This is a genomic window from Dermacoccus nishinomiyaensis, assembly GCF_900447535.1.
Taxonomy (GTDB): Bacteria; Actinomycetota; Actinomycetes; order Actinomycetales; family Dermatophilaceae; genus Dermacoccus; species Dermacoccus nishinomiyaensis.
Map to the genome: position 1 here is coordinate 1,245,904 of NZ_UFXX01000001.1, position 22,619 is coordinate 1,268,522.

Sequence of the window (22,619 nt, forward strand, 5' to 3'; positions counted from 1 at the left end):
TTTCGCTCATATTCAGCAGGCCGTCATACCGCGCACTCGAGCCCCCGCCCACCCAGCCGACGTCCATGGTGCGCTCTGCCGTCTCGCCACAGACGTCTTCACCGGATGTCGAGGTGCCCCCGGCCGCGCCGCCGACTACCGTGGTGCGGGTGCCCAGAGCCGCGCGCAGTTTTGCCGATGATCTGAGGGCCCGCAGCGACGACGAGCTCGCGGCCCTCCTGCTCGCGCGCCCCGACCTCACGCGACCGGCGCCGGCGGACATCACTTCCCTCGCGGCTCGCGCCGCGACGCGCGCCAGCGTCCAGCGTGCGCTCGAACATCTCGACGGCGGCGCGCTGCGCCTCGTCGAAGCCCTCCTCGTCGTCGGTGCTGACGGCGCCGCGGCCGCGCTCGGCGCGTCGAAGAAGGCCGTCGAACAGGGGATCCGGGAGCTCTGGGCGAAGGCGCTCGTCTGGCGCGCTTCCGACGGCTGGCGAACGGCTCGCGCGGTCGGTGAGATCCTCACGCACCCAGCAGGATTGGGACGTTCGGCCGCCGAGCTGGTGACACATCCGAGCACCCTCGCGCTCTCGCCCACGACCACCCCCGACGAGGTCGCCGACGCCGAAGCACGTCTCACCGATCGCGCGCGCGCCGTCATCGAGCAACTGCGCTGGGGCAGCGCCCGCGCCTCGTTCACGACGCCCGCCCTGCGCGCCGTCCGTGACGAACTCGTCCGCGCCGGGCTCATGGTCGCCCTCGACGGTGACGACGCCGTCATCCCGCGCGAGGTGGGCCTCGCCCTGCGCGGCGGCCGGCTGTCGCGCGAACCGTGGGCGCCGCCACAACCCGAGCCACGTCACGTCGACCAGGCCGACGCCGACACGGCTGCCGCCGGGGAGGTGCTCGATCTGCTGTGGCGACTCGACGACGTCGCCGCCGCCTGGGATGAGGAGGCGCCGCGTGTCCTGCGCACCGGTGGTCTGTCCGTCCGCGATCACCGTCGTCTCGCCGCGAGGCTCGATGCGTCGAGCGAACTGACCGCCTTCGTCCTCGAGATCGGCCACGCCGCAGGCCTGTTCGCCTCCGACGGAGAGATCGACGCGACGTGGCGACCGACCGATCTGTACGACGAATGGACGACCTGGAGCCCGGCGCGACGCTGGGCGGCCCTAGCTCTGGCGTGGCGTGACACCGTCCGCGCCCCCGGCCTCGCGGGTCAGAGCGTCGACGGGACGCTCGTCAACGTCCTCGGCAAGGACGCCGCGTGGCCGCTCATGCGGGCCCGCCGCCGGGACGTGCTCGACGTCCTCGCCGCCCTCCCGGCGGGCAGCGCCCCCACGATCGACGACGTCGAAGCGCTGCTGCGTTGGCGCCGACCGCTCCGCCTGCCTGCCGGGGCGCCCACCCACGCTGATGTCGTCCTGCGCGAAGCGGCATGGCTCGGCGTCCTCGGCCGGGGCGCGCTCACCAGCGCCGGGCGTGCGCTGCTCGCGGCCGACCCGTCGTCCGCCGCGGATGTCGAGGCCGTGACGACCGCCATGTCGACCGCGCTCCCGGAGCCGGTCGATCAGGTCATGCTCCAGGGCGACCTCACCGCCATCGCGCCCGGCCCGCTGGCGGAAGAGGCCGCCACGTTCATGCGTCGCGCCGCCGACGTCGAATCCCGCGGTGGTGCAACGGTTTTCCGCTTCAGCGACGCGAGTCTGCGTCGCCTGCTCGACCACGGGGTCTCCTCGGCGGAGGCGCTCGAGTTGCTGCGTCGCCACAGCATGACGCCGATCCCGCAGGCTCTCGAATACCTGCTCGGCGACGTCGCGCGCCGCCACGGCCACGTGCGCGTCGGGTCGGTCAGTTCGTACGTGCGCAGCGATGACGAGGCCGCCCTCGACGCGCTCGTCGCCGACACGGGCCTCGCGTCGCTGCAGCTGCGCCGCATCGCACCCACCGTCTGCGTCTCCCCGATGCCTGCGGCGACGCTGCTCGACGTCCTGCGCGAGCATCGTCACGCGCCTGTCGCCGAGACCTCCGACGGCGGGGTCGTCGTGCGCGCCGCCACCGTCGAGCGGGCCCCGACGCCGTCGCGCCGCGCCACCCCCGTCCAGGTGAACACGCTCGACGCCGGTGAGGCCGAGCAGCTGGCCGGCCGTCTACGGGCCGCCGAGAGGGACGCCGTCCGTCCGAGCGAGCACGACGCGCACACGCGCATCCCGTCCTGTGATCCGACGGTGACGTTGGCGCTGCTGCAGGACGCGGCCGCCGAGAGCGTTCCCGTGTGGATCGGCTACGTCGAGGCTGGCGGCGACATCAAGCGCGGCTTGTTCCGCCCCGCGAGCGTGACAGGCGGGCGCGTCACGGGCCAGCTGGGCGACGCCTCGCCAGTGACGCGGACGTTCTCGATCCACCGCATCACGGGCGTGGCGTCGGCGTGACGTCCGCGACGCCCCTCGAGACCTGCCTCGTCCTTGTCACCCGTACGAGCGACGGGGCGGACGAGGTGCTGCTCGGGCGAAAGCTGCGCGGCTTCGGTCGTAGCCGCGTCGTCGCCCCCGGCGGAAAGATCGACGCCGGTGAGAGCGCGCAGGAGGCGGCCGCCCGCGAGCTCGAGGAGGAGACGGGTCTGCGCGCGCAGACGCTCGCGCCAGCCGGCGTCCTCGACTTTCGCTTTTCCCACGACGACCTGACCCAAGACATGCGGGCGCATGTGTTCATTGCGTCCGATGCCCTCGGCGCGGTGCAGGATTCAGACGAGATCGCCGGCCGGTGGGTGCGTCAGGACGAGATTCCGTACGTCGAGATGTGGCCGGATGCGCGCCACTGGATGCCCCGCGCGCTCGCGGACACCCTGCAGCACGCCCTGTTCGTCTACGGCGCGGACGGCGTCACGCTCGAGCGCTTCGAGCTCTGACGGCGGGCGCCCAGCCGCGTCAGCGCGCGCGGGCCGAGCACGATGACGGCCACGTCAACGAGCAGGAGCGCGCCGCCGACGAACGCGGCAGCGTTGGGGCGTTCGCCGAGGAAGACCCAGCCGGCGAGGAAGCCGACGACGGGGACGAGCAGCGTGAACGGGGCGACGTTCGATGCCGGATAGATGCCCATGAGCCCGTTCCAGATCGTGTAGCCAACGAGGCTCGCAAGGATGACGGTGTACGCCGTCGACGCGATCGCCGCGCCGCCGAAGTGCGTGAGCGCGTCACCGACAGCGCCCGGGCCGTCGCTGAGCAGCGACAACACCAGCATAGGCAGCGGGACGAACAGGCTGCCCCACACCGTCAAACCGAGGCCTGACGCTCCCGCGCAGCGTCGCGAGGCGACGTTACCGGCACCCCAGCTCAGCGCTCCCGCGAGACACAGCAGGACGCCGACGAGCGGTGTCGCCCCCGAGCGTCCGAGGGCCACGACGACGAGCCCACCCACGGCGATGCCCATGCCCATGAGTGGGATGGGTCGCCGCCGCTCCCCCCAGGACGGCCGCGGCGATGACGACGGTGAACAGCGCCTGAGCCTGCAGGATCAGCGAGGCCAGCCCGGAGGCCAGACCCGCTGCCATCGCCGAGTACAGAAACCCGAACTGCCCGGCCGACATGAGCAGCCCGACGAGTGCGAGGTCGCGCCACGCGACCTGCGGGCGCGGCACGAACGCCATGATCGGCAGGATGCACGCGAACCGGATCGCCACGAACAGCAGCGGCGGCATGCCGGCCAGCCCCTCGTGGATGACGACGAAGTTGAGCCCCCAGATGAGAACGACGAGCAGCGCGAGCGCGATGTGGCGTGGGGTCATGAGCCCCATCCCACCGCACCGCGCCCGCGGCCGGAAGAACGATCCGTCTGGTGGCCGTTCAGGGCCTCGGAAGGTGCCTCAGAAGATGCGCACGCGCTCGTCCTCGTCGACCCACATGCCGTCGCCGGCCCTGACGTCGAACGCCTCGACGAACTCGGTGAGGTTGCGGGCTGCGTTGGCGCGCACGTCCATCGGCGAGTGCGGGTCGGTGGCGAGCAGACGCTTCGCCTCGGCCTCGCGAGCGGTGCCGCTCCACACCTGAGCCCAGCCGAGGAAGAAGCGCTGCGCGCCCGTGAAACCGTCGAGCTCCGGTGCCGGAGCGTCCTCGCAGGCGATTGTGTACGCCTTGTACCCGATCGTCAGTCCGCCGAGGTCGCCGATGTTCTCACCGACCGTCAGGCCACCGTTCACCTTGAGGCCGGGGGCGTCGCGCGTCTCGAGCTCGGAGAACTGCGCGATGAGCTTGGCCGACAGGGCGTCGAAGCGCTCGCGGTCGCCTTCGGTCCACCAGTCGACGAGTTCACCGTCTCCGTTGAAGCGCGAGCCCTGGTCGTCGAAGCCGTGGCCGAGTTCGTGTCCGATGACGGCGCCGATGCCGCCGTAGTTGACGGCGTCGTCCGCGTCGACGTCGAAGAACGGCGGCTGCAGGATGGCGGCCGGGAAGACGATCTCGTTCATCATCGGGTGGTAGTAGGCGTTGACCGTCTGCGGGCTCATGAGCCACTCGTTGCGGTCGATGGGCTGCCCGATCTTGGCCAGCTGGTAGTCGGTCTCGAATGACGCGGAACGCTTGATGTTGCCGACGAGGTCGTCGGCGACGATCTGCAGGTCGGAGTAGTCGCGCCACTCGTCGGGGTATCCGATCTTGGGCGTGAACGCGTCGAGCTTCTCGAGCGCCTTGACCTGCGTCTCGGGGCTCATCCACGTCGATTCGCGGAAACTGCGACGGAACGCCTCGACGAGGTTGCCGACGAGTTCCTGCATCCGCCCCTTCGCCTCCGGCGGGAAGTGACGCTCGACGTACAGCTTGCCGGCCTCCTCGCCGAGGACGCCCTCGACGAGGCCGACGCCGCGCTTCCAGCGCTCACGCAGCTGCGGCGTGCCCGACAGGGTGCGGCCGGCGAAGTCGAAGCGCTCCTCGACCACGGCGTCGCCGAGGTAGTTCGCGAAGGAGGTGACGAGGTGCCACGTCATCCATGCCTTCCAATCCTCGAGCGGACGGGTGGCGAACAGTTCCGCGAGCCCCTCGAGGTAGCTCGGCTCCCCGACGACGACGTTCGCGAACGCGCCGTCCGGCACGACCTGGCCCTCCATCCACGCGTCGAGATCGAACGCGCCGAGCACGTCGCGCAGCTCGTCGAGCGTGTAGCGGTTGTAGGTCTTGATGGCGTCGCGCGTCGAGACGTTGTCCCAGTGGTGCTTCGCGAGGTCGACCTCGAGGGCGTAAGCGCGGTCGGCGACGGCCTCCGGCGTGGAGACACCCGCGAGTTCGAGCAGCCGCACCATGTGCTCCTGGTAGGCGGCGCGGATCTCGGCGTACTGTGCCTCGCGGTAGTAGGCCTCGTCGGGCAGCCCGAGGCCGCTCTGGCCGATGTAGACGATGTACTCGTCGCTGTTCTTCGCGTCGGCGCTGACGTAGAAACCGAACAGACCGCCCATGCCGTAGCGCTCGAGGTGGCCGAGGAGCATGAGCAGATCGTGCTCGCTCGTCAGCCCGTCGATGGCGGCGAGATCCTCCGCGATCGGCGAGACGCCGAGACGGTTGATGCGCTCGGTGTCCATGAACGAGCGGTACAGGTCGCCGACCTTCTGCGTGGCCGGGCCGAAGCCCTCGGCCGGGTTGCCGTTCTCGGCGTCCTCCGCCTTCTGCGCTGCCTCCTCGATGATGACGCGCATCGCCGCCTCGCTCTTCTCACGAAGGCGGTCGAACGCGCCGTAGCGCGACTTGTCGTCGGGGATGGGGTGCTCGCGAACCCACGTGTTGTTGACGTAGGCGAACAGGTCGTCCTGGGGGCGGACGGACGCGTCGAACGTGTCGACGTCGAGGCCGGACTTGCGGGTCATGCGAACACCTCAGATTTCGTGGAGGTCGAGGACTTCTCAGCTGATGTCCATCCAAACACCTCGCACCGACAACCGTCATCCGCAGCTCACCGCGCGAGCTCAGACAGCATCGTTGAGACCCACCCCGGGCACCGCCGACGGGTCGTCGCGAACTGACTTGGGGTTCGTCTCCGGCAGCAGCCAGGCCCCGACGGCCGTCAGGACGCTGAGCACCACCATGTAGGCGGCGATCCCGTGCGTGCTGCCCGTTCTGTCGATGACGGAGGCCATGATCATCGGGGTCGGGCCGGCCAGTGCGATGGCGGCCAACTGATACGCCAGCGACATGCCCGAGTACCGCATCGACGGGTGAAAGATCTCTGCAAGATAAGCAGCGAGCGGGCCGTAGATCGTCGACTGGAAGAAGCTCGTGAGAAAAGCCCCGATGGCGAACATCGCGATGCTCTTCGTCCCGAGCAGAGCGAAGTAGGGAAAGATGACGACTGCGAGGCCAATGGCTGACCAGAACACGACGGGTTTCCGTCCGATCCGGTCCGAGAGTGCGCCCGACCACAAGATCATGGGGATGTTGAGCGCCGAGAGCACCAGAGTGACGAGCAGGAGACTCTCTCGTTTCATCCCGAGCTCGCTCGAAGCGTAGCTCAGGGAACCGACGATGCCGACGTAGAACATCGAATTCGTCGCCCCCATCGTGAGGCAACCGAGCAGAATGCGTTTCCACGCCTTGCGGACCACGTCGAGCGCGGGCGCCTGAGCAGGGGCGTCGTTCATCCGCTCGGCGGAACGCGCCTGCAGCTCCTTGAACTCCGGCGAGTCCTCGACCTTGTTGTGGATGTACAACCCGAGGGGGAACAGGACGACGCTCAGCAGGAACGGGATGCGCCAACCCCACGAGACGAAGTCAGCCTTGGAGACGCTCTGCGACACGACCAGAAAGATGAGGTTGCCGAGCAACACGCCGATCGGGACGCCCATCTGACCGAAGGTGCCGGCGAAGCCGCGACGTTTCGGCCCCTCGGATTCCGTCAGGAGCAGGATGATGCCGCCCCATTGACCACCGGCCGCAAGGCCCTGGACGAACCTGAGGGTCACGAGGACGACGGGCGCGAGGACGCCGATCGTCGCGGCAGAGGGCAGGAGGCCGATGAGGAACGTCGCCGCTCCCATGGCCAGGACGCAGATCACGACGACGCGCTTGCGCCCGTACTTGTCGCCGTAGTGGCCGGCGAGCACGCCACCTAGTGGGCGGGCAAGAAAGGCCGCCCAGAACGTCCCGAACGACAGGAGGGTTCCGGTCAAGGCGGAGCTGTCGGGAAAGAACACATGAGGGAACACCAGCGCTGCTGCGGTCCCGAAGATGAAGAAGTCATACCACTCGATCGAACTGCTCAGCAGGCTGGCGGCGAGCAGCCGCTTGCGGCGCTTCGGATCGATGGCGACGTCAGGTGCGGATACAGCAGTCACGGGGGCCTCCTGCTCGACGGGAGATGACATTTTCATGTGATCTGAAGCACACCCTAGAGCCCCACTCGTCACTTGTTGAGCAATGCTCAATAACGCATCGGTAACGGAGATCGCGTCACGGCCCACTCGATGACGGGCGGCGCCGATGTTGTGTCATGAACGCGCGCTATCTCACGCGTTCATGACACAACATCGGCCGTCTCGGTGCTCACCCCGGTCGGAATGCCCCGTCGCTGGCGCCCGTTACCCTGAACGCGGCACCTGTCGATGCCGCAGACCCCACCGAGAGGCAACGCGTGAACAACGGCGCACTCATCGTGCAGAGCGATCGGACGATCCTGCTCGAGGTCGATCACGAGAACGCCGAGGCGGCGCGTCGCGCCATTGCTCCGTTCGCCGAGCTCGAACGCGCCCCCGAGCACGTTCACACGTATCGCGTCACGCCGCTCGGCCTGTGGAACGCCCGCGCTGCAGGCCTCGATGCCGAGACGGTCGTCGACGCCCTCATCACGCACAGCCGTTTCCCCGTGCCGCAACCGCTGCTGCTCGACGTCGCCGAGACGATGGATCGTTACGGCCGTCTCGTCCTCGAGAAGGACGGCGACCAGCTCGTCCTGCACTCCACCGACAAGCCCGTGCTCGAAGAGGTGCTGCGGCACAAGAAGATCAAGCCACTCGTCGGCGATCGCCTCGACGACTTCACCGTCGCCGTCCACCCAAGTGAGCGTGGCGCGATCAAGCAGGAGCTCATCAAGGTCGGCTGGCCGGCCGAGGACCGTGCGGGTTTCGTCGACGGCGAGGCCCATCCCATCGACCTCGACACCGACGGCTGGCAGCTGCGCCCCTACCAGCGTCAGGCCGTCGACGGGTTCTGGGACGGCGGCAGCGGCGTCGTCGTCCTGCCCTGTGGCGCCGGCAAGACGCTCGTCGGCGCCGGTGCCATGGCGAAGGCCAAGGCGACGACCCTCATCCTCGTGACGAACACCGTCTCGGCCCGTCAGTGGCGCGATGAGCTGCTCAAGCGCACGACGCTGACGGAGGACGAGATCGGCGAGTACTCCGGTGCGCGCAAGGAAATCCGCCCCGTCACGATCGCGACGTACCAGGTGCTCACGCTCAAGCGAAAGGGCGTCTACCCGCACCTCGAACTGCTCGATGCGCGCGACTGGGGCCTCGTCGTCTACGACGAGGTGCATCTGCTGCCCGCGCCCATCTTCCGCATGACGGCCGACCTGCAGGCCCGTCGACGTCTCGGCCTGACGGCGACGCTCGTGCGTGAGGACAACCGCGAGGACGACGTGTTCTCCCTCATCGGCCCGAAGCGCTACGACGCACCCTGGAAGGACATCGAGAGCCAGGGTTACATCGCGCCCGCCGATTGCGTCGAGGTGCGCGTCGGGCTCTCCGACTCCGACCGCATGGCCTATGCGACGAGCGAACCCGACGAGCGCTACCGCTTCGCCTCGTGCGCGACGGTCAAGGATCCGGTCGTCGAACGCATCGTCGCCAAGCATGACGGCGAACCGACCCTCGTCATCGGCCAGTATCTCGACCAGCTCGAGACCGTCGCGGGACGCCTGAACGCCGACCTCATCACCGGTGAGACGTCGGTTGCGGTGCGGCAGAAGCTGTTCCAGCAGTTCCGTGACGGCGAGATCACCAAGCTCGTCGTGTCGAAGGTCGCGAACTTCTCGATCGACCTGCCGGAGGCGAGCGTCGCCGTCCAGATCTCCGGAACCTTCGGCTCGCGTCAGGAGGAGGCCCAGCGCCTCGGTCGCGTCCTGCGCCCGAAGGCCGACGGACGCACCGCGCACTTCTACTCGATCGTCACGCGCGACACCGTCGACGCCGACTTCGCCGCGCACCGTCAGCGCTTCCTCGCCGAGCAGGGCTACGCCTACCGCATCGTCGACGAGAGCGACATCTGAGCCCTTCCCCGCACAGCTTGGTTCAGCAGACCAACCACATGACGACGGTCAACATCCACGAGGCGAAGACTCACCTTTCCCGGCTGCTTGCCAGGGTCGGGGCCGGCGAGTCGATCACCATCGCCAAGGCGGGGCGGCCCATCGTCGACCTCGTCCCGCATGTCGCCGAGCCCGTCAGGTTCGGCACACTCGATGCGTCGTGGACGACGGCGGACGACGCCTTCGGCGATGAGATCGACACGCTCATCGGGGCGCTGTTCGGCGCCGAGCGATGAGCATCCTGCTCGATACCAACGTCGCGCTGCGGCTACTGCAGGACGACCGCGGTCTCGGCCGAAGTGCGGAAAGACGCCATCCGCGAGAGCTCACGCAGCTTCGGCGTTGCCACGTCCGCGACGCACGTAGGCCCAGCCCATGAGTCCGAGGACGGCGCCCGCGACGCACGTCCACGGCCACCAGTCACGCTCGCCCGTGTGCAGGGCGGGCACGAGAAGCGTCACGACGAGCATGACGACCCAGCACGCGACGCCGACGAGGATCACCTTGGGTGTGTCGACGTGCAGCGGCTGCGGCTTCGGAATGACGGTGTCGCCGCCGGTGAACAACTTCTCGTACGGCGATTCCTCGAGTCGCGCCTCGCCCTCGGCGGGGAGCACGACGCCAGCTTCGTAGGACATCGAGTGCTCGGCGCGCTCCCGCATCTCGCGGGCGCGCTCGATCGAGCGGGGCGTCGCACCGTCAGCACGCGGCGCGCGCTTCGGCTGACGCTGGTCTGGGCTCACCGCCACAGCCTAGTTGACGCGCCCCTGACGGGCGGCGAAGCACCGACAGCCGAGCTCGGTGCCGGCGCCCTCAGACCCGGCGGCGCGCCTCTGCTGAGCGGGGCGAAGGGACGGCAGACGTCACCCACGGGCCCGGTCATGGGCGCGCACCCGACGAGGCGGCGACGACCACCCGCTGAGCACGTTTCCCGGCGCACACGGGCGCCAAATACGATGTGCGCCATGTCGAGCACAGTCACTTCGGCCCCCGCCCCCGGGCCGCCCGCGAACGCCCTGGATCGCTACTTCAAGATCAGCGAACGCGGTTCCACCGTCGGACGGGAGATCCGCGGTGGCCTCGTCACCTTCTTCACGATGGCGTACATCGTCGTCCTCAACCCCATCATCATCGGCACGGTGCCGGACTCGACGGGCCATTACATCGGTGGCGGAACGTCGCCGAACCTCACCCTCGTGGCATCCGTGACGGCCCTCGTCGCTGGTGTGATGACGATCTTCATGGGCGCGATCGCCAAGTTCCCCCTGGCCATCGCGACCGGCCTCGGTCTCAACGCATTCGTCGCCTACTCCGTGGCGAAGTTGCCGGGCATGACCTGGCCTGACGCCATGGGGCTCGTCGTCATCGAGGGCTTCATCATCTTCCTGCTCGTCATCTCCGGTTTTCGCAAGGCACTGTTCGCGGCGATTCCGCACCCGTTGAAGACGGCCATCAGCGTCGGCATCGGGCTGTTCATCTGCCTCGTCGCCCTCCACGACGCGGGTTTCAACTCCGCCGGCGGCGGCTTCCTCCAACTTGGCCCGAGCGGCACGCTGCAGGGCTGGCCGGTGCTCATCTTCATCATCGGCGTGCTCGGCATCGCCGCGATGATGGCCCGCAAGGTGAAAGGCGCCATGCTCGTCGGCATCCTCGGTGCGACGACGCTCGCCGTCATCGCCGAGACGGTCGGCAACATCGGCAGCAAGACGAACGCCAAGGGGGACGTCGTGAACCCGGGAGGGTGGTCCCTCACCGTGCCGCAGGTGCCCGACTCGTTCGTCTCGCAGCCGAACTTCTCGATCATCGGCGACTTCTCGCTGTTCGGTGCCTTCGGCAAGATCGGCACCATCTCCACGATCCTCATCATCTTCACGCTCGTGCTCGGCGCCTTCTTCGACCTCATGGGCGCGATGTACGCCGTCGGCGCCGAGGGAGACCTGCTCGACGAGGATGGTGTGCCCGAGCACTCCGAACGCATCATGATCGTCGACTCCGTGGCCGCGATGGCCGGCGGCGCCGGCTCCATCAGCTCCAACACGGCCTTCATCGAATCGGCGTCCGGCGTCGGCGAGGGCGCGCGAACCGGCCTCGCCTCCATCGTCACCGGCGTGTGCTTCCTGCTCACGACCTTCCTGGCCCCGCTCGTCGAGATGGTGCCTTCGGAGGCCGCCGCGCCTGCCCTCGTCATCGTCGGCTACCTCATGATGACGCAGGCGAACGACATCGACTGGAAGGACATGGAGATCGGCCTGCCCGCCTTCCTGACGATGGCGCTCATGCCCTTCACCTACTCGATCGCCGTCGGCATCGGCGCCGGGTTCATCAGCTTCATCCTGATCAAGCTGGTCAAGGGCAAGGCGAAAGACGTGCACCCACTCATGTACGTCGTCGGGCTCTTCTTCCTCGTCTACTTCGGCATCGAACCCGTCAAGCAGATCCTCGGCGTCAGCTGAGGCAGCGATCATGCGGCGAGGGCTGCCCACCACGTGGTGGGCAGCCCTCGCCGTATGTTCGCTGCCTCAGGCCTCGTCGTGCTCGGTGTTCTCATGCTCGGTGTTCTCGCGCGCACCCTTGCTGCCGCCAGAGACCTCGAGGTCGACGTCAAGTTCGTCGAGCACCGGCGCGTCCTGATGGTCGTGCGCCTGCGGAGCTTCCATGTCGGCCTCGGAATGGGCGCCGCACCCGAAGTCGAGGGCGACGACCTTGCCGTCGGCGGGCGACCAATCATTGGCACAGACACCGAACTGCTGACGCAGCACACCCGCCATCGGCAGGAAGTAGCCACACGTCGCGCACGGCGCGGGAGCCTTGCGGGCGATGTCGGACGACGGCCCGTTCTCTCCGTCGTACCAGCGCTGAGCCGCCTCGTCGCGCCCCTCTGCCGAGAGCACGCGCGCGCGGCCGAGGCCGAGCTCGAAGATGGCGACCTGGTCGACGTCCTCGTTGCCGGTTGCCTCGAACCCGCCTTCGAGGCGCGGGTCGTCCTCCTTGTACGGCAGCACGTCGCCGGCGCTCAGGTCCCCCGGGGCGAGCCGGTCAGCCCAGGGCACCCACTCGGGCGCGAGGATCGACGACGCCGTCGGCACGAGATTCGTCTCGCACACGGTGGCGACCTTCGCGCGGGGCGCGCGGGCCACGGAGACGGCCCACTGCCAGTCGGGGTAGCCCTTGGCCAGGCTCGCGAAGTAGTGCGTGCCGAGTCGCTCCGAGTTCATCTCGAAGCGCACGTGCTCACCGACCGTGTCGCGGTAGGCGATCTCGACGACGGCGGCGCGCGCCATGTCGCGTGCGGCGTCAGCGGCGAGTACGGCGTCGTTCTTCACCACCTTGACGCGGCGAGCCTTCGGTGACGACGCGGGCGCCGGCTCGACGGGTTCGCTCGCCGCGGAGGGCGCGGAGGGGACGTCAGACATGATCAGACCTCGAGGTCGTCGGCCACGGCGCGCAGCACCGTCGCGATCTTGTTCGAATGGCTGCGGTCGGGGTAACGCCCCTTCTGCAACCCGGAGGACAGGTCGTCGAGCAGACGGATCACGTCTTCGACGATAACGCTCATCTGCTCAGCGGGCTTGCGCTTGCGCTCGGCGATCGACGACGGCGCGTCGAGCACCTGGACGTGCATCGCCTGCGCGCCCTTGCGCCCGTCGACGACGCTGTACTCGATGCGCATTCCGCCCCGCAGCTGGCTCACCCCGGCAGGCAGCGCGCTCGCGGGGACGAAGACGTCGACGCCGTCGTCCCCGGAGACGAAGCCGAAGCCCTTCTCGGCGCTGTAGAACTTGACCTTGCCGACCGGCACGTCGCACCTCTTTGCTCATGAGGCCGGCGGGCGACCTCGGGTGGGATGGCTCGCGCGTGCGGCACCCCGTCGAACACTAACTTTTCGAGTTTACCGGCGCGTGTGCGGCGCCTCCGAATCGTCGGCCTCGACGCGTTCCACGCTCGGCTCGGCGACCTCGATGCCGGCGTCATCCGAGCCGCCGCCGCGCTCGTGTGCACCGTCGCCGCGACGGGCCTCGTCCTCGCGTAGTTGCTGCTGCATCTGCCGCAGCATGTCGGCGCGGGCCGAGCGCGACGCCGCATCGCCCGCCGACGCACGGCGGGCGGTCGGCGGCTGCGTGACGGCGCGCGAGCGCCACCAGAAGAACACCCCGCCGAGCAGCATCGCGAACCCGGCCAGCAGGACGACGAGACAGACCAGCGCCCACACCACCATGGCGGCATGGAGCAGCGCGCCGACATGCCCCCGGTCAGCGAGCTTGACGGCCACCGTCACCCACGCGCCGATGAGCAGTGGCGAGGCCACCCACAGCAGCGCAGCGCCGACGATCGCGAGCCGTTTGCCGCGCGCCAGCAGCGCGGTCGAGAAACTCTCCTCGTGCACGTCGTCCATGGCGGGAACGCTACCGCGCGCCGGCGACAACCCCGTCATTCCAGGCCTTCGGCGCCGCCCGTCAGGTGCCGAGTGCTGCCCAGACGCTGGCGCGTCGCCACGCCGTCACGGGGCCGGAAAACCCCGAGCCGACGGGGTTGTCGGGGCCGCCCACTACTGTCGGCGACATGACGAACCGCAGTCCGCGACGCCTCAGCACCGCGCAGGCACGCCGCATCGCGTTGGCCGCCCAGGGGTTCGCGAAGGCACGCCCCGAGAGCGTCACGACACGCCACCTGACGGCGACCGCCGCGCGCCTGCAGGTCGTGCAGATCGACAGCGTCAACGTCCTCACGCGCAGCCACTACCTCCCCTTCTTCAGCCGCCTCGGCCCGTATGCGCAGCGCGACCTGGACGCGCTTCGGGACCGCGCGCCACGTCGTCTCGTCGAGTATTGGGCGCACGAGGCCAGTCTCGTGACGCCGCAGGTGTGGCCGCTGCTGCGTCACCGCATGGCGCGCGCCCATGAGGACGCCTGGGGTGGCATGCGTCGCGTCGCATCCGAGCACCCCGACCTCGTCGAACGCGTCCACGCCCACGTCACGACGCACCCGCCCGCCACAGCCCGCGAGATCGAGGTCGCGCTCGAACACGACGAGCAGCTGAACAACGACCACTGGGGCTGGAACTGGTCGCTCGTCAAGGCAGCTCTGGAGCACCTGTTCTGGGCCGGCCGCATCACCTCGGCCGGACGAACGCCGCAGTTCGAACGTCGCTACGCGAGCCTCGAGCGCGTCCTGCCGAACGAGATCGCCGACGCCGCGCTGGCCGAGGAGTTCTTCTCACCGACCTCCCTGATCGACGCCCCTGCGGGCAGCGACGTCGCCTACTTCGACGACGTCGTCGAACTCGTGCGGCGCAGCGCGATGGCGCACGGGGTCGGCACCGAGCTGTGTCTAAGGGATTACTTTCGGCTCAAGGGCGCCCAGGTGCGCCCGGCGATCGAGCACCTGGTATCGGCGGGCGAACTCGAACCCGTCGACGTCGAATGCTTCGGCAAACCCGCATGGCGCCACGTCGATGCAAAGATCCCTCGCCGCATCGAGACGGCCGCGCTGTTGTCGCCGTTCGACTCACTCATCTGGCAGCGCGAACGCACCGAGGCACTGTGGAACTTCCGCTACCGCCTCGAGATCTACACCCCCGCCGCGAAGCGTCAGTACGGCTACTACGTCCTGCCGTTCCTGTTCGGCGAGCGCCTCGTCGCGCGCGTCGACCTGAAGGCCGACCGCGCCGCCGGGGTGTTGCGCGCTCACGCGATCCACTGGGAGCCGGGCGCCCCCGCCGCACACCCAGGCGCCGCGGACGCCTTGAGCGACGAGCTCACGACGATGGCGACATGGCTGGGTCCCGAGGGGTGGCGCGCCGCATGAACGACGCACGCGCACCGGTGACGGGCGGGGTCCGCCCCACCCGTCACCGGTGCGCGTTTGGCTCATGTCAGACGTGACGCTCCTGATGCGGATCCGACGATGCCTTCGGCTGCTTCGCCTCCTTCGAGGCCAGCGCGTAGGTGCGGGCGTACGTGGTGCCGGCCGCGAGCAGGACGAGGCCTGCGCCGACGCACGTCATGGCCCGCGTCATCGCGCCCATGTAGGCGAGATCGAACATGAGCAACTTGAGAAGGGCACAGCCGAGCAGCGCGAGACCCCCCGCCATCGACGCCGACAGGTGGCGCGGCCGCGTCAGGCCGGCGACGAGCACGAGAGCGGCGAGCGCCATCGTGCCGACGGTGATGACGAGGTGCACGAGGAAGAAGCCCGACGGCGTGCGACCCAGGCAGGTGATCAGCGACATCGCGAAGCCCAGCAGACCGATGAAGCCGGCACCGACGAGCGTCATCTGGACGTGCGGCGCGGGCATCGCCCGGCCCCGGACCGACCAGGTCGCGACGGCGGCCACCGTGAGCATGAGCAGCCCGCTCACCGCGACGGATGCCGGCAGTTCAGCGGCACGCCCCCGGTAGAACAGGTCGATCGTGGGAGAGGCCACCTGCTGCGCGACGGCGGCGAGACCCAGCGCTCCGAGGGCCAACTGACCGTCGATGCGCTGACGCGTCATGCCCTGCGCGGCGAACAGCACGAGCGCAGCGGCGAGGAACGGCAGGGCGAGCCACGGCCCGGTCGTCATGGCGAAGGCCAACGTCAGCGCGTTGATGACGGTGACGACGAGCGCGCCCAGGCGCAGCTCGCGCCCCGCGTGCCGCAGGGCCCACCACGTCAGTGCCGCGACGAGCGTCGCCCCGAGGGCCAACAGCGTCCACGTCGAACGGTCGGCACGGATCATGAAGACCCACATCGGCAGCCAGGCGCTGACGTAGGCGGCCGCACCCCAGCGCGCGTCGGGACGAACCGTCGCGGTGAGCAGCGTCGTCGTCACCGCGGTGAGGGCGATGAGGCCGATCATGACGGGCACCTGGACGCTGTGGTCGAGGTCGATCCAGAACGTCGCGGCGAGCACGACGGGGACGGTCCGCGCGAGGCCGAGCTCGTCCCAGCGACGCGTCAGCTCGGGTGCGACGCCGAGGAGCTGGATGACGAACAGGAACGCGACGAGCGCGAGGCCGGGGCCCTGCGTCAAGAAGGGCGCGAACACGCAGACCGCGACCATGATCGCGATGGCGAGCCATTTCTCGTCCCAGCGCATCGCGAGCAGGAACGCGGCTGCCGCGACGACGAACGCCATCGCGAGGCCGACACTCAACGGCACCCACGCGTAGAGGCGGGTGACGGCGATGACGTCGAAGTACGCCGCGGACGCTGCCGTCGCGAGCAGCGCGATGGAGCCGATCTGGCCACCCGGTCGACGGCGCACCCACGACGCGGCCGCGGCGAGAGCCGCCGAACCCGCGGCGCCACCGACGACGCGGACCGGCGGCGTCAGGATGCCTTCACGCGCCGCCATGACGAGCAGGAGCACGACCCCGACGAGCGTGACGACGACGCCCGCGGCCGCCAGCAGCATCGCGACGATCTGCTGGTTGTCGAACCGTCGAGGCTTCAGTTCGGGAGGTGGCGGCGGGATGAACGCGAGCGAACCGGGAAATGCGGGTGCCGGTCCTGCACCAGGGCGCCCGTCATGGGGAGCCGGGCCGGGAGCGGCACCGCTGTACTGGCCTTGCCGATGACCACTGTTCGGCGTCGCCCCCATGAACGGTGGCGGCGGCGTCGAGTGGCCGTCAGGAGCGTCGAAGGCAGGGCGTCCGGGGTACGACGGACCGTAGGGCGGCACCGGGCGGGACGGGTCGAAGGAGTTCGAGGGCTGGTTCTCATTCATGCCTTCGAGCCTCGTCGGCCGTCGGCTTCGGCGCCTGAGCAGGACTACTCAGACGACGTGAGTAATGGACGCGAGTGAGTGCTCAGGGCGCCCCTGCCCACGCAGGTGCGGCGAACGTCAGTCGAGGCCGTTCTCGAGAGCGAACCGCGTCAGTTCGACGCGGTTGGCAAGGTGCAGCTTGCGCAGCGTCGCGGCGACGTGGTTGTCGACGGTGCGGCTGCTGAGGCCGAGCCGCGAGGCGATCTGCTTCGACGCGAGCCCCTTCGCAACCATGCGCAGCACCTCGCTCTCGCGGGGCGTCAGGGCGCTCGCCGGGTCGTTCGCGGTGTCGACGCGGCCACGCAGGTGCGCGAGCACCAGCCCGGCGAGTTCGGGGGTGAACACCGCGTCTCCGCGCAGCGTCGCCTCGACCGCGTCGACGAGTTCGGCGGCGCTGGCACTCTTGAGCAGGTAGCCCGACGCGCCAACCTTTACGGCGTCGAGCACGTCGCTGCGCGCCGACGACGCCGACAGCACGAGCACCTTGACCTCGGCGAGCGTCAGCATGATGGCGGACGTCGCGTCGGCACCGTTGCCGTCGGGCAGATTCATGTCCATGAGGACCAGGTCGGGGCGCGTCGCACGAGCGCGATCGACGGCCTCGCGCACGGACCCGGCGGTGGCGACGACGTCGTAGCCGCGCGCGACGAGGTCGCGTTCGACGGCGTCACGCCACATCGGATGATCGTCGACGATCATGACGCGGGCCTGGGGCTCACGGGACGAGTCATTCATGACGACATTGTCGCGGACGCCAAGATCGCGAGCCACCGTGGCGCTGCGGCGCTCCACTGCTGCGGCGGATGAGAACGCCCGTCGCGCGACACGATCATGATCGAGGCCGCTTGCCGCGCCTCAGCGCGGCACCGTGAACTCCCACTCGACGCCCTCGCCCGGCGCGGTGGTGAGATGCGCGCGTCCGCCGATCGCCTCGATGCGTCCGACGATCGATCCGCTGACGCCCAGTCGCCCTTCGGCGCGTGCCTGCGCCGGCCGTTCCGGCGACATGCCCACGCCGTCGTCACGGACGGTGACGACGACCTCATCGCCGAGATCCTCGAGCAGGACGTACGAGGTCGCGGGTGCGCCACCACGCCCGGCGTGCAAATCGGTGTTCGTCAGGGCTTGCCGCACCGCCGCGGTGATCTCGGCGACGACGTCGGGGCGCAGCGTCACCGCCTCGGCTCCGGCGCTGACGTGGCACCGACGGCTCTCGAGGGCGAGCAGCGCCTGGCGCAGATCCGTCGGGTCAGGCGCGTCAGACCGGCGGGCAGCACCCCGCGCCGGCGCGTCCACCGACGACGCCTCTATGCCGGCGTCGAGAGCTCCCCCACCCCGCGCCACCCCGTTCTGACCCGCATCACGCAGGCTGGAGGCGACTCCCCCGGCGAGACCATTAAGACGCACTGCCCCCGCGTTGCCCGCCCACGTGCCGTCGCGGCGCGCGCTGTCGTCGCCGTCCGCGATGAGGTGGCGTAGAGCCTGCTCCTGCTCGGCGGCGAGCTGCCCGACACGCGCGAACTCACCACCCGCGCGCTCCCCTTCGCGCGCGGTCAAGGCGAGCACCTGCAGCACTCCGTCGTGCACCTGCCGGGCGAGCCGTTCGCGCTCCGCGGCCCGGGCGCGCAGCTCGAGCGCCCTCGTCAACTGCTCGTGGGCGCGCTGCACACCGTGGCTCGCCACCCCCGCGGCGATGCCCGCACTGACGAGAATGGGCAGCGTCGGTGAACGTTCGAGCCACGACAGATCTCCGCCGACGTGCAGGCACGCGAGCCCCAGGACGACGGCGCTCGCGAAACCTGCGCCGACACCCCACATCATCCCGGCGGTGAGCACGGCGTTCGTCACCCACATCGTCGTCGGCAGGCTCTGGTTGTGATCCCACCAGCTCTCGGGTGCGACGATCCACGTCGAGTAGACGAGCGCGAGCGTGACGACCTGGTCGAGCCCGATGAGCACAGGCCGCCAGGTGCGGCGCGCGAACATCGTGTACGCCGCGATGCCGGACCAGATGCACTGCACCGCGATGAGGGCGCTTGCCAGGTGGGGGCGCGAATAGTGCGAGATCGCCATCGAATGGATGAAGAGGCTGTACGCGAGCGTCAGGACGCGAAACGCGCCCGAGGTTGCCCAGAGCGACCCCATCGCGTCGTCGGGCAGGCCCACGCCCCAGCCCGTCCATCGGGACGCGACGGACGACGCCCCGAACCGCACAGGCGATTCGGGGCGTCGACGCAGGTGGGCTCGGCTCACTTGCGCTGCTCGGGGTACGGCACCCCGTAACCCTCCTGGCCGGGCGCCTGGTACTGGCCACTCGCGGTGTTCTGCGTCGGGTACGGCATCTGCGACGGCGGCAGCTGCGGCTGCTCGTTGTACGGACGCTGCTGGCTCTGCGGCGCGTCGAACTGCACGTTCGGCGCCTGGTCGTTCGTCATGTTGACGCGCGGGGCACCCTTCGTCGCCTCGTCGGCCTCGTAGTACTCGGCCTTCGTCACGCCCGCGGGGCCGGCCATGAACTTCGTCGGGATCGAGTCGACCTTCGAGTTGAGCGAGCTGACGCACGCGTTGTAGTAGCGGCGCGCGTTGGAGATGCGGTCCTCGGTCGAGCTGAGCTCGCCCATGAGCTGCTGGTAGTTCTGGTTCGACTTGAGGTCGGGGTAGGCCTCGGAGACGGAGATGAGGCGACCCAGCGCCTGGCTCAGCTCACCCTCGGCCTCGGCGACCTGCGCCGGCGAACCGTTCGTGTTGACGGCCGCACCACGCGCGCGGATGACGGCGTCGAGCGTGCCCGCCTCGTGCTTCGCGTACGCCTTGACCGTCTCGACGAGGTTCGGGATGAGGTCGTGACGACGCGTCAGCTCGACGTCGATCTGGTGCCAGGCCTCTTGCACCGTGTTGCGCTGCTTGACGAGGCCGTTGTACATCATGACGGCTGCGACGACGAGCGCGACGATGATGACGAGAAGGATGATGACGAACGTCATGAGTGGCTCCTGCTTCGAGGGGTCATGTCTGCTTCGACCCTAGCCGACGGCAGCGACCACCGTCAGCGCTCGATGCGTGTCACGGCGCGATTCGCCCCCGGCGGGGCCGGCTGCGCCTGGGGACTGGAGGTCACTCCTCGTCGAAGCGGGTGAGGATCTGCTCGACGATCTGGGGGGATGCGCCCAGCGGCGCGGTGACGATTTCGGCGCCCGAACGCGTCAGCTTGTCATGGAAGTGCCCCTCGCCGAGCAGCAGCGCGGCGACGGCGACACGGACGTGAGGGTGGTCGCGGTTTGCGCTCACGGCGTCGGGCACGGACGGGGTGGCAGCCGAGCCGAAGGCCACGTCGATCGAGGTACCCCAGACGTCAGCGAGCAGACGTGCCTGGGCGCGGGCGTCGGCGGTGGCCTCGGCGCGGCTGGACCCGGCGGCGGCCATGACGATCGCGTCGCCGGGACGCGCGCCTGCCTCGCGGAGGCGCTGCGCGAGCAGTTCCGCGATGGGTCGCGACGGGCCGAGCGCGCCCGTCGAGCGCGCGTTGTCGTGCGGCGCAACGGCTTTCGCGACGTCGACCCGCACGTGGTAGCCGCCGCAGAACAACAGCGGCACGGCGACGACCTCGTCGAACTCGGGCACCAAGCGCGCCACGACGTCCGCGACCTTCGGCTCCTGCACGTCGACATACGCCTCGGTGACGGTGAGGTCGGGGCGCGCGGCGCGAACCGCGTCGGCGAGATCGTGGACGACCCGCCGGCCCTGTGGGCTCGCCGTCCCGTGGGCGACGAGGACGAGTGCGGCTCGCCGGCCGCCACGCGCGGGCGCCGTTGCAACAGCGGAGGATTCAGGGGGCGCGAGATCGGGCGCGGTCGGGGCGACCGTCATGTCGTCAGGCATGGCCGTCATTGTGCCCGCCGAGGGTGTCGGCGACCAGGCGCGTCAAGGCGCCGAGGCGAAAGCGCGTCGGCACGATCGGTTCGACGCCGCACTCGCGCAGCGGCGCCGCGGTGGTGTCACCGACGCAGGCCGCGATGACGCGCCCCTCGCGCAGCATGTCCAGCACGGCATCCTGTTGACCCGAGGCGCGCGCGGCGTCGAGAAAGGCGAAGACGCCGGGAGCTGCGGTGAACGCGACGACATCGACGTCGGATCGCGCGACGAGATCGACGGCGCGCGCGACCGCAGAGGGGTCGGGCGCCGGGCCCCAGCGGTAGACGACGAGCGAGACGACGTCAGCACCTGCGGCGCGCAGGGTCTCGTCGATGCCGTCGGAACCGGCGCCGTGGTGTTGCACAGCGACGCGGACGCCGTGGAGCGACTCCCCGCGCAGACGTTCCTTGATCTCCTCGGTCGTCTCCGAGGCGGCCGTCCACGTGACCTCGAGACCCGCTCCGACGACAGCGCCGCGCGCCTTCGGCCCGCGGGCGTAGATGCGAGTCGTCCGCAGTGCGTCGAGGAGTCGCTCGCGCAGCCCGGCTGCCTCCGCGGCCTCGAACCAGCCCCGGAACCCGATGCCCGTCGTCACGACGAGCAGGTCGGGCGGCTCCTCGGTCAGCGCGCGGGTATGGGCGAGCAGCTCAGGGTCGTCGACGTGCGGCACGTGCGACATCGTCGCTGCCCGGACCACCTCGGCGCCGCGACGTTCGAGAGGTGCGGCGAACTCATCGGCCTTGCGCTGCGCGGTGATGACGATGCGCCGCCCGGCGAGGTCGTGCGGCGCCCGTCGCTGCTGGGGAGCGGAATCCGAAGCGAACTCCACCGAAGCGACGGCAGAGGCGTGCGACGCACGCCGAGCGGCGTCTCGAGGGGCGCTCGCGCCGTCCGGCTGCTGGTCACGCATCGGTCTCACCCGTCCCCTCGGTGGTGGCTTGCTGCGTCGTCATGTCGATGATCGCCGCGTCGGGCAGGACGTCGACGACGTCGCCGATGACGATGACGCTCGGGTTGCCGATGCCCCGCGTGGCGCACTCGCCGGCGAGCTCGTCGAGGGTGGAACGCACGACCTGCTGCTGCGGCGTCCACGCACGGTGGACGACGCCCGCGGGCGTCGCGGCCGGTTTGCCGTGCGCGACGAGGCCGGCCGTCAGCTCGCCCAGGCGTCCCATCCCCATGAGGACGACGATGGTGTGCGGCCATGCCGCCAGCGCCGGCAGCGCCAGTTCGTCGTGCCCGGAGAGCACGAGCAGGCCCGCCGACCATCCGCGATGCGTCACCGGGATGCCGCCGGCGAGCGGCGCGGAGAGCGCGCTCGTCACGCCGGGCACGACATCGACGTCGATGCCGTGCGCGTGGCAGGACAGGTATTCCTCCCCCCCGCGGCCGAGCAGGTACGGATCGCCGCCCTTGAGGCGCACCACCCGCCGCCCGGCCCGCGCCTCACGCACGAGAATCGCGTTGATCTCGTCCTGCGGAACGGGGTGATGGTGCGGGCTCTTGCCGACGTCGATGATCTCGGCGCTCAGATCGAGACGCGCCAGTTCGTCCCGCGGGCCAAGGCGATCGGCGACGATGACGTCCGCCTGCTCGAGCTCGCGCAGGGCACGCAGCGTCAGCAGGTCGAGCGAACCCGGTCCGCCGCCGACGAGGACGACGCGCCCCGCCGCGACTGCGTCGCTCATCCGTTCCTCCTCGC

General features: G+C 69.7%; 21 protein-coding genes. 6 read left to right on the top strand and 15 right to left on the bottom strand.

All coding sequences use genetic code 11. The features are described 5' to 3' along the window. Positions 1 to 149: 149 nt before the first annotated feature. Both DYE07_RS05900 and DYE07_RS05905 read left to right on the top strand, forming a co-directional pair. A complete protein-coding gene (locus DYE07_RS05900; RefSeq protein ID WP_237723904.1) occupies positions 150 to 2,411 on the top strand; it encodes a helicase-associated domain-containing protein in 2,262 nt (753 codons plus the stop codon). Beyond that, positions 2,408 to 2,887 carry an 8-oxo-dGTP diphosphatase gene (locus DYE07_RS05905; RefSeq protein WP_062258331.1) on the top strand — a complete coding sequence of 160 codons (480 nt, stop codon included), beginning with the start codon at positions 2,408 to 2,410 and terminating at the stop codon, positions 2,885 to 2,887. Before DYE07_RS05900 ends, DYE07_RS05905 begins: the two co-directional genes overlap by 4 nt. Here the strand turns inward: DYE07_RS05905 and DYE07_RS15095 are convergent. From DYE07_RS15095 to DYE07_RS05920, 4 genes are all read right to left on the bottom strand, one after another. Continuing rightward, entirely contained in the window at positions 2,845 to 3,408 is a 564-nt protein-coding gene (locus DYE07_RS15095) for an EamA family transporter (RefSeq protein WP_237723903.1), read from the bottom strand. The two genes, DYE07_RS05905 and DYE07_RS15095, sit on opposite strands and share 43 nt — an antisense overlap. After that, the gene (locus DYE07_RS15100; protein WP_006946205.1) at positions 3,296 to 3,763 is read right to left on the bottom strand and encodes an EamA family transporter; all 468 of its coding nucleotides are present in this window, start codon (positions 3,761 to 3,763) and stop codon (positions 3,296 to 3,298) included. Before DYE07_RS15100 ends, DYE07_RS15095 begins: the two co-directional genes overlap by 113 nt. Before the next feature lie 78 nt (positions 3,764 to 3,841). Beyond that, the gene (locus DYE07_RS05915; protein WP_062258333.1) at positions 3,842 to 5,827 is read right to left on the bottom strand and encodes a M13 family metallopeptidase; all 1,986 of its coding nucleotides are present in this window, start codon (positions 5,825 to 5,827) and stop codon (positions 3,842 to 3,844) included. A 99-nt stretch (positions 5,828 to 5,926) separates the two neighbouring features. Continuing rightward, on the bottom strand, positions 5,927 to 7,417 hold the full coding sequence (locus DYE07_RS05920) for an MFS transporter (protein WP_237723902.1): 1,491 nt from the start codon (positions 7,415 to 7,417) through the stop codon (positions 5,927 to 5,929). A gap of 170 nt (positions 7,418 to 7,587) precedes the next feature. Here DYE07_RS05920 and DYE07_RS05925 point away from each other — a divergent pair, with 170 nt between their 5' ends. Continuing rightward, complete coding sequence (locus DYE07_RS05925) at positions 7,588 to 9,219, top strand: DNA repair helicase XPB (protein WP_115296540.1); 1,632 nt, start codon at positions 7,588 to 7,590, stop codon at positions 9,217 to 9,219. Between the two features lie 38 nt (positions 9,220 to 9,257). Continuing rightward, the gene (locus DYE07_RS05930) at positions 9,258 to 9,494 is read left to right on the top strand and encodes a type II toxin-antitoxin system Phd/YefM family antitoxin (protein ID WP_006946231.1); all 237 of its coding nucleotides are present in this window, start codon (positions 9,258 to 9,260) and stop codon (positions 9,492 to 9,494) included. 90 nt (positions 9,495 to 9,584) lie between these two features. Here DYE07_RS05930 and DYE07_RS05935 read toward each other — a convergent pair whose 3' ends face one another. Next, positions 9,585 to 10,001 (bottom strand): DUF2530 domain-containing protein, encoded by a 417-nt coding sequence (locus DYE07_RS05935; RefSeq protein WP_235182005.1) that lies wholly within the window; start codon positions 9,999 to 10,001, stop codon positions 9,585 to 9,587. A 222-nt stretch (positions 10,002 to 10,223) separates the two neighbouring features. Between DYE07_RS05935 and DYE07_RS05940 the strand changes: the two genes are divergently transcribed. Beyond that, positions 10,224 to 11,711 (top strand): NCS2 family permease, encoded by a 1,488-nt coding sequence (locus DYE07_RS05940; protein WP_115296541.1) that lies wholly within the window; start codon positions 10,224 to 10,226, stop codon positions 11,709 to 11,711. A 66-nt stretch (positions 11,712 to 11,777) separates the two neighbouring features. Here the strand turns inward: DYE07_RS05940 and DYE07_RS05945 are convergent, their stop codons facing one another. From DYE07_RS05945 to DYE07_RS05955, 3 genes are all read right to left on the bottom strand, one after another. Further along, positions 11,778 to 12,671: a DUF3027 domain-containing protein gene (locus tag DYE07_RS05945; protein WP_006946067.1), complete on the bottom strand. Its 894-nt coding sequence runs from the start codon at positions 12,669 to 12,671 to the stop codon at positions 11,778 to 11,780. A gap of 2 nt (positions 12,672 to 12,673) precedes the next feature. Continuing rightward, on the bottom strand, positions 12,674 to 13,057 hold the full coding sequence (locus DYE07_RS05950) for a cold-shock protein (RefSeq protein WP_115296542.1): 384 nt from the start codon (positions 13,055 to 13,057) through the stop codon (positions 12,674 to 12,676). A 90-nt stretch (positions 13,058 to 13,147) separates the two neighbouring features. Continuing rightward, positions 13,148 to 13,651, bottom strand: a complete 504-nt coding sequence (locus DYE07_RS05955; RefSeq protein WP_040014818.1) for a hypothetical protein — start codon at positions 13,649 to 13,651, stop codon at positions 13,148 to 13,150. Positions 13,652 to 13,818: 167 nt separating this feature from the next. Here DYE07_RS05955 and DYE07_RS05960 point away from each other — a divergent pair, with 167 nt between their 5' ends. Beyond that, a complete protein-coding gene (locus DYE07_RS05960; protein WP_115296543.1) occupies positions 13,819 to 15,063 on the top strand; it encodes a winged helix-turn-helix domain-containing protein in 1,245 nt (414 codons plus the stop codon). A gap of 67 nt (positions 15,064 to 15,130) precedes the next feature. Here DYE07_RS05960 and DYE07_RS05965 read toward each other — a convergent pair whose 3' ends face one another. From DYE07_RS05965 to cobA, 7 genes are all read right to left on the bottom strand, one after another. Next, positions 15,131 to 16,966, bottom strand: a complete 1,836-nt coding sequence (locus DYE07_RS05965; protein WP_115296544.1) for a DUF3824 domain-containing protein — start codon at positions 16,964 to 16,966, stop codon at positions 15,131 to 15,133. Between the two features lie 117 nt (positions 16,967 to 17,083). Then, entirely contained in the window at positions 17,084 to 17,740 is a 657-nt protein-coding gene (locus DYE07_RS05970; RefSeq protein ID WP_115297093.1) for a response regulator, read from the bottom strand. A gap of 120 nt (positions 17,741 to 17,860) precedes the next feature. Next, positions 17,861 to 19,258, bottom strand: coding sequence for a MacS family sensor histidine kinase (gene macS, locus DYE07_RS05975; RefSeq protein ID WP_136788558.1), 1,398 nt, complete (start codon positions 19,256 to 19,258; stop codon positions 17,861 to 17,863). Then, complete coding sequence (locus tag DYE07_RS05980; RefSeq protein WP_062258344.1) at positions 19,255 to 19,989, bottom strand: LemA family protein; 735 nt, start codon at positions 19,987 to 19,989, stop codon at positions 19,255 to 19,257. Before DYE07_RS05980 ends, macS begins: the two co-directional genes overlap by 4 nt. 130 nt (positions 19,990 to 20,119) lie before the next feature. Next, positions 20,120 to 20,884 (bottom strand): sirohydrochlorin chelatase, encoded by a 765-nt coding sequence (locus tag DYE07_RS05985; RefSeq protein WP_171969883.1) that lies wholly within the window; start codon positions 20,882 to 20,884, stop codon positions 20,120 to 20,122. Next, a complete protein-coding gene (locus DYE07_RS05990; RefSeq protein WP_115296546.1) occupies positions 20,877 to 21,827 on the bottom strand; it encodes a uroporphyrinogen-III synthase in 951 nt (316 codons plus the stop codon). The genes DYE07_RS05985 and DYE07_RS05990 overlap by 8 nt, the downstream gene beginning before the upstream one ends. Further along, positions 21,820 to 22,605 (bottom strand): uroporphyrinogen-III C-methyltransferase, encoded by a 786-nt coding sequence (gene cobA, locus DYE07_RS05995; protein WP_231729567.1) that lies wholly within the window; start codon positions 22,603 to 22,605, stop codon positions 21,820 to 21,822. The genes DYE07_RS05990 and cobA overlap by 8 nt, the downstream gene beginning before the upstream one ends. Between the last annotated feature and the right edge of the window lie 14 nt (positions 22,606 to 22,619).